Source organism: Clostridium sp. OM05-6BH, from assembly GCF_003481635.1.
In the GTDB taxonomy this organism is placed as follows: domain Bacteria; phylum Bacillota; class Clostridia; order Lachnospirales; family Lachnospiraceae; genus Butyribacter.
In genome coordinates, this window is record NZ_QULH01000012.1 from 1 (window position 1) to 11,915 (window position 11,915).

At 42.7% G+C, this 11,915-nt stretch carries 9 protein-coding genes; all 9 read left to right on the top strand.

Annotated features, from left to right (window positions below):
* The first annotated feature begins 360 nt into the window (after positions 1-360).
* The 9 genes from DXB73_RS10175 (at position 361) to leuD (ending at position 11,584) form a co-directional block, all read left to right on the top strand.
* Complete coding sequence (locus DXB73_RS10175; RefSeq protein WP_118691049.1) at positions 361-1,293, top strand: leucine-rich repeat domain-containing protein; 933 nt, start codon at positions 361-363, stop codon at positions 1,291-1,293.
* A gap of 388 nt (positions 1,294-1,681) precedes the next feature.
* Positions 1,682-2,284: a TetR/AcrR family transcriptional regulator gene (locus DXB73_RS10180; protein WP_118691050.1), complete on the top strand. Its 603-nt coding sequence runs from the start codon at positions 1,682-1,684 to the stop codon at positions 2,282-2,284.
* A 33-nt stretch (positions 2,285-2,317) separates the two neighbouring features.
* Positions 2,318-4,105, top strand: coding sequence for an ABC transporter ATP-binding protein (locus tag DXB73_RS10185; protein ID WP_118691051.1), 1,788 nt, complete (start codon positions 2,318-2,320; stop codon positions 4,103-4,105).
* On the top strand, positions 4,102-5,835 hold the full coding sequence (locus DXB73_RS10190) for an ABC transporter ATP-binding protein (RefSeq protein ID WP_118691052.1): 1,734 nt from the start codon (positions 4,102-4,104) through the stop codon (positions 5,833-5,835). Before DXB73_RS10185 ends, DXB73_RS10190 begins: the two co-directional genes overlap by 4 nt.
* A gap of 158 nt (positions 5,836-5,993) precedes the next feature.
* Positions 5,994-7,772 carry a CDP-glycerol glycerophosphotransferase family protein gene (locus DXB73_RS10195; RefSeq protein WP_243104709.1) on the top strand — a complete coding sequence of 593 codons (1,779 nt, stop codon included), beginning with the start codon at positions 5,994-5,996 and terminating at the stop codon, positions 7,770-7,772.
* Between the two features lie 2 nt (positions 7,773-7,774).
* On the top strand, positions 7,775-8,518 hold the full coding sequence (locus DXB73_RS10200; protein WP_022024869.1) for an IspD/TarI family cytidylyltransferase: 744 nt from the start codon (positions 7,775-7,777) through the stop codon (positions 8,516-8,518).
* A 94-nt stretch (positions 8,519-8,612) separates the two neighbouring features.
* Positions 8,613-9,686, top strand: coding sequence for an NAD-dependent epimerase/dehydratase family protein (locus DXB73_RS10205; RefSeq protein WP_118691053.1), 1,074 nt, complete (start codon positions 8,613-8,615; stop codon positions 9,684-9,686).
* A gap of 108 nt (positions 9,687-9,794) precedes the next feature.
* A complete protein-coding gene (leuC, locus tag DXB73_RS10210) occupies positions 9,795-11,060 on the top strand; it encodes a 3-isopropylmalate dehydratase large subunit (RefSeq protein ID WP_118506876.1) in 1,266 nt (421 codons plus the stop codon).
* A 32-nt stretch (positions 11,061-11,092) separates the two neighbouring features.
* A complete protein-coding gene (gene leuD, locus DXB73_RS10215; RefSeq protein ID WP_022024866.1) occupies positions 11,093-11,584 on the top strand; it encodes a 3-isopropylmalate dehydratase small subunit in 492 nt (163 codons plus the stop codon).
* Positions 11,585-11,915: the final 331 nt, after the last annotated feature.

The following is an 11,915-nucleotide window of genomic DNA, read 5'->3' on the forward strand; positions in this document are numbered from 1 at the left end:
ATCACCTAAAACGTAATTGCGGCAAGGCAATTACTATAGTTCTCTGCCGGCAGAAATCGCTATGTTGTGGCTGCAAAACACAATATAATCATTGACATAATAGGCACACTGTGCTTATCTTGGGAGTTTCTTTGAAACTCCATTATGCGCAGAAATCATGCGCAAGTATTATGACATAATAAGCAATATGTGGTCGTGTGAGATAATTTTGGAAGTGCGAAATTTGAGTGATTAATTGATGGCATATGAGATTCAATTCTTAAGAATTCTTAAGATGGTATCGAAGTTATTGACTGGGGTGGGTATCTGTGATGTACTAGAGATGTAACGGAAAACTTTAGAAAGGTGAGGGTGAATTTTATGAAAAAGTGGATTTTGGCTTGTGGTATTATTGTTATTGCAATTATGGGACTTCAATTAACGGCGCAGGATGTATCCGGTGCAGAGCACATCAATAATCAGGTTGCTTTGGAAACAACACAGACAATGATGAAAATTCAAGCAACGCCAAGACCTCTTGAAATGTATGATGCAGATGGGTGGAAAAAGTATTATGTAAGTGGAGGTTATCAATACACATATATAGGGGCTGGAAAGGGGATTCGCATAGAACGATTCAGCGACAATTCGCCATGGAGTAAGTCAAAAAAAGTGATTATTCCATCGGAGATAGATGGACATCCTGTCCGGAGATTGGCAGCCAATTCATTTAGTCAAAATTCGTATATAGAAGAAGTGACCATTCCTGATAGTGTAGAGGTAATTGGAAGTCAGGCATTTATGATGTGTAAGTCATTACAAAGAGTTCATATTGGAAAAAACGTAAGAAAGATAGATAATGATGCATTTTATATGTGCAGGAAATTGGAAAAAATAAGTGGCGGAGAGTCACTAAAAATGTTAGGATTACGTACATTTCAGTATTGTGAAAAATTAAGAGTATTGCCGTTTAAAGAAAGATTTTACAAATTGGATTTTGGTGACATGTTATGCGGGAATACTGGAATACAAAATGTCTCATTTGATAAGAATGTTGTACTGGCGAATGGTTTATTTAGGGGCTGTAGACGGCTGAAAACAGCAAATTTATCTAAAATACAAAATAGTGAGTGTACAGATAATTTGTTTAGAGATTGTATAGCACTAAGACAGGTTAAGATAAATAAAAACTGGAAGTATATAGAAAATCGAATTTTTTACAATTGTCGTAATTTAACATCAGTTAATATACCAAGTAAAGTAAGGAGGGTGGGGTCGAAAGCATTTGGAAATTGTAGAAGCTTAAAAAAATAAAGATGCCTAAATCTGTGAAAAAAATAGAGAAAGATGCATTTAAAGGCTGTAAAAAGCTTACACTTTATGTGAAAAGGGGGAGTTATGCGCACAAGTATGCCAAGAAATATCATGTAAAGTATAAATATTGGAAATAGGACTATCGGAAGCTCAATGCGCCGTTTCCGTAAAAATATAATAATTAAGTTATGACGATATTGAGAAAAGTTGATCAGTAACTATATTGTAAAGCATAAAATAACAGTGTTACAATAACACTGTTATTTTATTGCGTAAATATTGTTGTGATGTGTCGTAGAGTATTTTAATAGTGAATGTTTGCATTTTGGTAGAAAGAACATAGTGTGTGGCCAAATAATTATTGCGCAGAAGAAAAAGGAGGGATCACATGAGACAAGAATCAGCCGGAGTTACAGAAGCACTTCTTGACAGTGCACGTCGGGAATTTATGGAACACGGCTTTCATGGGGCGAGCCTGCGGCGGATTTCAGCGGATAGTGGTGTGAGTACCAATTCTATCTATACGCGTTTTGGAGACAAGGCAGGGTTATTTGCGGCTGTTGTTGGACCGGTGGCAGATGGGCTGATGGGGCATTATCTCACTTGTGTGGATCAGGCGACAGATACACAGGACTCTTCCAGTGCCATGGAGACGGGAGAAGAGGGGACTGACGAGGTGCTGCAGTATATATATCAGCATTTCGATGTGTTCTACTTGATCTTTTGCAGATCGGCAGGAACGGAGTATGAGCAGTATTTTGATCGGTTGGCGCAGATCGAAGAAACCTATTATCGAGTATTTGCCGATAAATATGCCAAGAATCCGGAACAGATCACGGATTTTTTTGTCCATGTGGTTTGCCGTACCGGTTGGCAGTATATTTATGAGATCGTGTCACATAAACTGCCTTTTGAAGAAGCAAAGGTGTTTATGGACAACATAAAACAATATCGTTTTGCTGGCTGGAAAGCCGTGCTCGACCACGAGTAAAGCAAAGCATCAAGAATGGAGGGACAATTTTCAATGGAAAAGAAAAAACAGAGTGCATTGTCTAGATTGATGGACTATGCCGGAGGACATAAGTATTTTACCTATGCTTCCCTTGTGCTGGCAGCGGTCAGTGCGATCATTGCACTGGTGCCATTTTATGAGATCTGGCGTATGTTGAAGGAAGTGTTAGAGGTACGTCCGCATTTCGAAAATGCGGTTTCTTTGAAACAGTATGGTTGGATGGCTGTTGGTTTTGCATTGTTGGCGATGGTATTTTATATCGTAGCGTTAATGTGTTCTCACAAAGCGGCATTTCGCGTACAGGCCAATATGCGTATCAAGTTGATGCAGCATATTATGAAACTGCCGCTTGGTTTCGTTGAATCCGAAGGCAGTGGAAAGATTCGTAAAGTGGTTATGGAATCAAGTGCAGCGACAGAAACATTTTTAGCACACAATCTGCCGGATAAGGCAGTGTCTATTGCAACACCGATCGGTTTGCTCGTGATGATGATCGCCTTTGACTGGCGACTGGGTATTGCTAGTTTGATCCCGGCAGCATTGGCATTTATTCTCATGGGAAGTTTTATGATGGGACCGAAAATGGCAGAAGATATGAAACAGTATCAAAATGCGCTGGAATCAATGTCTTCGGAAGCGGTAGAGTACGTGCGAGGTGTTCCGGTGTTAAAAACGTTTGGACAAACGATTTTTTCCTTCCGACGTTTTCGCCATGCTATTGATGAATATGAGAAATGGACATTAGGATATACCAAAAATATGATGTTGCCGATGGTATGTTTTACAACAGCGTCCAATGGAATCTTTGCGGCATTGATCATTGCAGCGTATTTATTTAGTGGTCATGGAGTGACGGATACATTTATCTTGAACGTATTCTTTTATATTTTGATCACATCTATATTGACGGTGACTTTGATGAAGATCGCATATGCCGGAGAGTCGCAAATGTTAGTAGAGGATGCATTGATGAGAATGGATACGATTTTGGAGATGCAGCCACTTCCTGCAAATGAGGTAAACGTTCCGAAAGATTCTTCGGTTGTCGTAGAAAACATTCAGTTTGCTTATCCAAATGCAAAGAATCTGGCTTTGGATGGTGTGAGTATGCAGATCCGGTCCGGAGAGCATATCGCTTTGGTCGGACCATCGGGAGGAGGCAAGACAACATTAGCTTCTTTGATCGCCCGTTTCTGGGATGTGAAATCCGGTGCTATCAAACTGGGCGGTGTCAATGTGAAAAATATAAGCGGTGATGAGTTGATGGATCAAGTGTCTTATGTATTTCAGGACAGCAGACTTTTGAAGATGAGCATTTTGGATAACGTGCGCATGGGACGCCCGGATGCAGCGGACGAGGAAGTCATGCAGGCGTTAAAAGATGCACAGTGTATGGATATTATTGAAAAGTTCCCGGATGGCGTACATACGATGATCGGTTCCAAAGGAATTTATGTTTCCGGTGGCGAGAGCCAGCGTTTAGCCATTGCACGAGCATTTCTCAAAAATGCACCGATCCTGATCTTAGACGAGGCAACAGCATTTGCAGATCCGGACAATGAACGACTGGTGCAGCAGGCATTTGAAAAACTTTCCAAAGGTAAGACGGTGATCATGATCGCCCACCGTCTGTCAACAGTGACGGCTGCAGATCAGATTTATGTGCTTGCCGATGGCAAAGTTGCCGAACATGGCACGCACGAAGAACTGCTTGCCAAAGATGCTGTTTATGGACATATGTGGAAAGAGTATAACAGATCTGTAAACTGGCAGGTAGGAAAAGGAGGTGTTACAGCATGATCGAAAGATTACAACATAAATATGCATTATCCGAAAAAGGTACCAAAGATATGTTACGTGCCTTTGTTGCAGTTACTATTGCCAATCTTGTCCTTATGCTTCCGGTAGGACTTTTGTATTACTTGGCGTCCTATTTACTGGAAGGTGATGTTCCAAGAGCAAAGATTCCATTTTTTACGGTTTCGATTATAGTAGTGCTGATTTTGATCGCTGCGTCTACGGTGTTTCAATATATGTCTACTTTCTATTCGACTTATGTAGAAAGCGGTGTCAGACGTCGTACTTTAGCAGAAAAACTGCGCAAGATCCCGCTGTCTTTCTTTGGTAAAAAAGATTTGGCAGATCTTACGAACACGATCATGTCCGACTGTGCATTGTTAGAGACAGCCAGTTCCCATTGGATCCCAGAGCTTGTGGGTGCTATTATTTCTACAACACTGATCGTGATCAGCTTGTTTTTCTTTGATTGGAGAATGGCGTTAGCGGCGGTATGGGTTATGCCGCTTGCTTTTCTGATCGTATTGTATTCCAGAAAAGTTATGGGAAAAGTATATGAACGCACCATGCAGTACCGCATTTCCTGTCAAGATGGTATTCAGGAAGGTCTTGAGACATTGCGTGATCTTCGTTCTTACAATATGACAGATACTTATATGTCCGGATTGGAGACTAAGATCAAAGCAGTAGAAAAAAATGCTATCTTTGTAGAATTTACCAATGCAGCATTTGTATGCTCTGCGCAGATGATCTTAAAGCTTGGGATCGGAACCGTTGCAGTAGTAGGAAGTGTTTTGTTGATGAACGGACAGATCACGGTTCTTACGTTCTTTATGTTTTTGTTGGTAGTGACGCGTATGTATGAGCCGTTGCAGATCTCTTTGCAGAATCTGTCTGCCATTATTAGTGCAGATACCAACTGCAAACGCATGGATGAGATTTTGTCGTATGAGGAGCAGGAAGGCAGCGAGGAGTTGACGAATGATGGTTATGACATTCAATTTGACCATGCTTCCTTTGCTTATAAAGATGGTGAGCAGGTATTATCGGATGTCAGCTTTATGGCCAAACAGGGTGAAGTTACTGCGTTGATCGGACCGTCCGGTGGTGGTAAGACAACAGTAGCACGCCTTGCAGCCAGATTTTGGGATAATGACACAGGAAGTATCACGGTTGGCGGTATGAAGGTTACAGATATTGACCCAGAGAAACTACTTTCGTTATATTCCATTGTTTTTCAGGATGTTACCTTATTTAATGATACGATCATGGAAAATATCCGTATCGGCAGACAGGGCGCAACGGATGAAGAAGTCATGGAGGCTGCCAGACTGGCGCATTGTGACGAATTTGTAGAGAGTATGCCGGAGAAATGGAATACGATGATCGGAGAAAACGGATCGGAACTTTCCGGTGGAGAGAGACAGCGTATTTCCATCGCCAGAGCGTTCTTAAAGGATGCACCGATCATTTTGATGGATGAGGCAACGGCATCTTTGGATGTTGATAATGAATCCTTTATTCAGGAATCCATCTCGAAACTGATCTGTGACAAAACAGTGTTGATCATTGCACATCGTATGCGTACTGTGAATGGTGTTGATAAGATCGTGGTACTCAAAGATGGCACGGTCGCAGAGCAGGGAAGTCCTGCTGAGTTAAAGCAGACCGATGGTATTTACAAACATATGGTAGAGATGCAGATGGAATCTGCCGCTTGGCGATTTGAATAAGAGAATGGATTTGGTATAACAGTGGCTTATGGCTGCTTAGATTGACAGTTACAGAATATGATGATAAACTAAAAAATAATGCCCACATTTCGCATTTTTTGTTGAAAGACTGTCTGATATATAGCAGTCAGCCTGCGAAAAGTCGGGATAAATAGGAAATGGAGAATACCATGGACAAAGAGATCATGATGGAAGACCGGATTTCGTCAAGACGACTTACTGTGACGATCACGAAAATCTGGTGGGAACGAATCATTGTGCATATCGATTTACAGCTTACGTATGCGGATGAGTCGTTAAAAGGTGAAAAATTTGATGTATATGCCGTGGATCAAAACTTTCATGCCAAAGCACGATTTAAGCAGACGATTGTGGATGAAGAGCATATTCGACTGTCAATGAATATGACAAATCCGGGGAACTGCGAATGTCTGCCGATGGGAAGTTATTTCTTTTATGTTTGCCGCAAGCAGGAGATTTTGGCAAAATGTGTGATGGCGCATGAATTGGTTCCGGAGGCAGAAAATGTATCGCGTTCTTTCCTGCATAACAACCGGACGAGAGGTTATCTTGTAAACTTCTATGTCACGGAAGGGGAAAATGATCTTCCGCTCCTGATGCATATCATGGATGCGATGAAGGTCAGCATGGAACAGGAAAGCAATGGTGAGATCGTGAAATCTGCGGTGACAGATCCAGCGATCAAAATGAAGAAAAATGCAGGCCGGATGCGTTGGAAAGCGTATTATCACGGTCAGGTTAAGAAGTATAAAGACCGTCAAAAGGTGATCATGTTTATGACGGAGCAGAGCGATACGATCGGTACGAATCTGCAGGCGGTTTATGACCGAATGTGTGAACGTGGATTGGATAAGGAATATACCATTCTTTTTTCCGCAAGACCTGCTTCTTATATCAGACAGGCGCGCAGCTCAACCAAAGAGCTGCTCCACAAATTAGCACAGTGCGATATGGTATTCATTGACGATCATGTACCGCTTTTTGACTGGCTGACATTAGATAAACGGACAAAGCTGATACAGCTATGGCATGCGGGGGCGGGCTTTAAGTCCTCCGGTTATAGCAGATGGGGACACTTGGGATGTCCGGCACCAGTGAGCTGCCATAGACAATACTGCTATGGAATCGCCGGTTCCAGACAGATCGGGAAGTTCTTCTCTGAGGTGTTTGGTATTAATGACGATCAGATCTTGCCAACCGGTATGCCGCGTATGGATGAGTATTTGGATGAAGCCTTTCGTGAGAAGAAAACGGCAGAGCTTTATGAACAGTATCCAATGTGTAAAGGTAAAAAGGTGATCTTGTTTGCACCAACCTACCGTGGCAAAAACCGTAAAACAGCCTATTATCCGTATCACATGATCGATTTTCAGCGATTGTATGATTTCTGCGGAGAGGAATACGTTGTGTTATTCAAGATGCACCCTTGGGTGAGCGAGGCGGTACCGATCGAAGAGGCTCATAAAGACCGCTTTGTGGATGCTAATAAATATCCAAATATCAATGATCTGTTTTATATTACAGAGATATTGATCACGGATTATTCGTCCAATATATTTGAGTATAGTTTGATGCGTAAACCAATGCTGTTTTTCGCATTTGACAAGATCCAATATTCTTTTTCAAGAGGGTTCCATCGTGACTATGAGGAAGCGGCACCGGGTAAGGTCTGCTATACCTTTGCACAGATCATGGATGCACTCGAACAAAAGGATTATGAATATGAAAAAGTTGAACAATATGTAGACAAGCATTTTGACTATATTGATAGTCATGCGTCAGACCGCGTGATTGACTGGATCCTGCTTGGAAATATTCCGGAGGACATTCAGAAAAAACTGCGTCATATTGAGAAAGTAAACCAAAGACTTCCTCTGCTTAATTTTAGCGCATTGGAGGAAGAAGAAAGGAGTTAATTATGAATATTGCAATGATCTTTGCCGGTGGTCGTGGAGTTAGAATGGGTTCCGGTATTCCAAAACAGTTTTTGGAGATTCACGGAAAGCCGGTACTTGTGCATACATTGGAGCTCTTTCAGGAGCATGATATGATCGACAAGATCTATATTTCCGTATTGGAAGACTACATTGGTAAGACACAGAAATTAGTAGACCGTTATGGATTGGATAAAGTAGTATCGATCATTCCGGGTGGTGCAACTGCTCAGGATTCCATCTACAATGTGTTGAAAGATGCAGAGAAAGAAAATGATGGGGATTCTATCGTGCTTTTGCATGATGGCGTGCGTCCGTTTGTATCCTATGATACGATCAAACAGAACATTGAAAGTGTACAGAAGTATGGCAGTGCGATCACCTGCACAGCTTGCTACGAGACAATCTTACTCAGCAAGAGCGGTGAGAAAGTAGATTCTGTACCATATCGTAAAGATACCTTTGCGGCACAGGCACCACAGAGTTTCCGCTTAAAAGATATTATTGCAGCCCACGATGAGGTGCGTGCGATCAATCCTTCGTATGAAAATATGGTAGATGCCTGCACGATCATGACAACGCTTGGCAAAGAAGTGCATATGATCTCGGGCAATCGTGGTAATATTAAGGTTACTACACCGGAGGATGTATATATGTTCCGTGCGCTGCTCAACTACAAAGAGAATGAGCAGACGTTTGGTATCGGCCTGACGAACGGAATTCGTTAGCAGACAGCTTAAAAGAAGTATGAAGTATAAGGAAGTAACAGATAGACGACAGAAATGTTTGTGAAATTTGATTACGGATGGAAAGGAAAACCACATGAGTAGAATAGAAAGTCCGGATAACCGGGTGCTTCAAGAAGATTTAGAGCGTGCCGCATCGCTTGATCTGCCAATTGAAGCGTTAGACGGCAGTCGTATTTTTGTGACAGGTGCAACGGGACTGATCGGCTCACAGCTCGTTAAGTTTTTGTTGTGCCGCAACCGTATCTGCCATTGCAATACGACAGTCATTATTTTTGCGCGCAGTAAAGAAAAAGCGTTAAAGGTATTTCCTTATTTAGAGGAAGAGGAGCATTTGGAGATTGTGCTTGGAGATATTTCAGAGCCGATCTGCTATGATGGAGACATAGATTATGTGATCCATGGGGCAAGTCCAACGAGTTCCAAATATTTTGTCAGTCATCCGGTAGAAACGATCGGTGCGGCAGTGGATGGCACTCGCTATGTGTTAGAACTTGCCAAACAGAAACAGGTAAAAGGTGTTGTATATCTGTCATCACTCGAAGTGTATGGAACTCCTGCGGAAGATGCGGGTATGATCACAGAGAAAGATTATGGATATATTGAGCCACTCAGCGTACGAAGCAGTTATTCGGAGGGAAAGCGTATCGTTGAGTGTTTGTGTGCATCTTATGCGAAAGAATACGATGTTCCGGTCAAAGTTGCCAGATTATCGCAGACATTTGGAGCAGGCGTAGCTTACGATGATGGCCGAGTATTTGCTGAGTTCGCACGCTGTGCGATCGAGGGCAAAAATATCGTGCTCCATACTGAGGGCAAGACGGTTCGTACATACTGTTACACGATCGATGCTGTTACGGCATTGCTTACCATTTTGGCAAAAGGGCAGGCTGGAGAGGCGTATAATGTTACGAATATGGATACGGCGATCTCAATATATGATATGGCAAAGTTAGTCAGTGGAATCTTGCCGGAGTCGAATATTGCGGTGGAACGTGACATTCCGGAAGATCTGGCAAGTTTCGGATACAATCCGGAGATGATCGTCAAGCTGGATAGTACGAAGTTACAGGAACTTGGCTGGAAGGCGACGGTTGGCTTGCGTGAAATGTATGAGCGCCTGATCGAAAGTATGAGTCTGGTACATTAGATCTGAGTAGAGTTTAGAACGTACAGGCAGAGCGTATTGATATTGACAGAGCCGGTACATGGATTTGAGATCAGAGGCTTGAACAATAGAAAGAGAGGAATACTAATTATGGGAATGACAATGACACAGAAAATTCTTGCAGCACATGCAGGTCTTCCTTCTGTAGAAGCAGGACAGTTGATCATGGCAGATCTGGATCTGGTATTAGCAAATGATATTACAGGACCGGTTGCTATTCATGAGGTTCAGAAGTTAAATAAAAAGACAGTATTTGACAAAGATAAAGTAGCATTGGTGCCGGATCACTTTGCACCAAATAAGGATATTAAGTCTGCAGAACACTGCAAATGTGTTCGTGAGTATGCCAAAGAGCACGACATTACGAATTATTTTGAAGTAGGTCAGATGGGTATCGAACATGCGCTGCTTCCGGAAAAAGGATTGATCGTAGCAGGTGAGACCTGCATCGGAGCAGATTCACATACATGTACTTACGGAGCGCTGGGAGCATTTTCTACAGGTGTAGGTAGTACAGATATGGGATGTGGAATGATTACCGGACAGGCATGGTTTAAGGTGCCTTCTGCCATCAAGGTAGTGCTTACCGGCAAACCATCCAAATGGGTAAGCGGTAAAGATGTGATCCTTCATCTGATCGGTATGATCGGTGTAGATGGAGCGTTGTATCGTTCCTTAGAGTTTACCGGTGATGGTGTGAAAAACCTGTCTATGGATGATCGTTTTTCTATTGCTAATATGGCAATTGAGGCAGGTGCTAAGAATGGAATCTTCCCGGTAGACGACAAGACGATCGCTTATATGGAAGAGCATTCTACAAAGAAATATACAGTATATGAAGCAGATGAGGATGCGGTTTATGATGAAGAGTATGTCATTGACTTAAGCAAGTTAGAGCCAACGGTTGCGTTCCCTCATCTTCCGGAGAATACTAAGACGGTGAAAGAAGCGGGAGACGTTAAGATCGATCAGGTTGTGATCGGATCTTGTACGAATGGCCGTATTGAGGATCTTCGTACAGCGGCAGAGATCCTCAAAGGCAAAAAAGTTGCCGATGGTATCCGTGTGATCGTGATCCCGGCAACACAGGCAATTTATATGCAGGCAATTGAAGAGGGCTTAGTGCAGACCTTTATTGAGGCAGGTGCTATTGTCAGCACACCAACTTGCGGACCTTGCTTAGGTGGCTATATGGGAATCCTGGCAGCAGGTGAGCGTGCAATCTCTACAACAAATCGTAACTTCGTCGGACGAATGGGTCATGTGGATTCCGAGGTGTATTTGTCCAGCCCGGCAGTGGCAGCAGCGAGTGCGGTGACCGGTAAGATTTCTGAACCGGCAGAACTTGGTCTTTAATCAATTAATGTGAGCAGTGAAAGGAGATAAACATGAAAGCTTGTGGTACAGTACATAAATATGGAGATAATGTAGATACAGATGTAATCATTCCGGCAAGATATTTGAATTCCTCAGATCCGGCAGAGCTTGCTAAGAGTTGTATGGAGGATATTGATCCGGATTTTGTAAAGCGTGTGCAGAAGGGTGATATTATGGTAGCCAACAAAAACTTTGGCTGCGGTTCTTCCAGAGAGCATGCACCGATCGCGATCAAAGCATCCGGCATCAGCTGCGTTATTGCGGAGACATTTGCACGTATCTTTTATCGCAATGCGATCAATATCGGTCTTCCGATCATTGAGTGCCCGGCTGCAGCCAAAGAAATTGAAGCAGGGGACACCGTAGAGATCGATTTTGACAGCGGTATGATCTATGACAAGACAAAGGGAACCGAGTATCAGGGTCAGGCATTCCCAGAGTTTATGCAGAAGATCATCAAGGCAGAAGGCCTCATCAACTACATCAACGAAAATACAAAATAACAACAGCACACATAACATGTACGCGGCAGGAATTGACATCAATTCCTGCCGTTTGCACGTGTCAGCCACCCAAACTTCCCTTATCAATGGTCAATGTCAGACCACATGTTGCTTATTATGTCAATGGATACTAAGTATTTTGCAGCCGCTACATGGCGATTTCTGCCGTCAGAGAACTATAGTAATTGCCTTGCCGCATTTTCGTTTTAGGTGATTTCTAGATTTTGTTGTCTCTGATGCTTGATTTACATGCCTTACGGAGAACTCGACGTCCCGGAAGCAAGGTAATCATCATTTTTGAAAGGGACTTTGCGCTCGTCGTTACTTATGT

Bases quoted from the DNA above. Each gene is read 5' to 3' on its own strand.
- DXB73_RS10205 (WP_118691053.1), top strand. From the start codon at position 8,613: ATGAGTAGAATAGAAAGTCCGGATAACCGGGTGCTTCAAGAAGATTTA.
- DXB73_RS10175 (WP_118691049.1), top strand. From the start codon at position 361: ATGAAAAAGTGGATTTTGGCTTGTGGTATTATTGTTATTGCAATTATG.
- leuC (WP_118506876.1), top strand. From the start codon at position 9,795: ATGGGAATGACAATGACACAGAAAATTCTTGCAGCACATGCAGGTCTT.
- DXB73_RS10195 (WP_243104709.1), top strand. From the start codon at position 5,994: ATGGAGAATACCATGGACAAAGAGATCATGATGGAAGACCGGATTTCG.
- leuD (WP_022024866.1), top strand. From the start codon at position 11,093: ATGAAAGCTTGTGGTACAGTACATAAATATGGAGATAATGTAGATACA.
- DXB73_RS10185 (WP_118691051.1), top strand. From the start codon at position 2,318: ATGGAAAAGAAAAAACAGAGTGCATTGTCTAGATTGATGGACTATGCC.
- DXB73_RS10190 (WP_118691052.1), top strand. From the start codon at position 4,102: ATGATCGAAAGATTACAACATAAATATGCATTATCCGAAAAAGGTACC.
- DXB73_RS10200 (WP_022024869.1), top strand. From the start codon at position 7,775: ATGAATATTGCAATGATCTTTGCCGGTGGTCGTGGAGTTAGAATGGGT.
- DXB73_RS10180 (WP_118691050.1), top strand. From the start codon at position 1,682: ATGAGACAAGAATCAGCCGGAGTTACAGAAGCACTTCTTGACAGTGCA.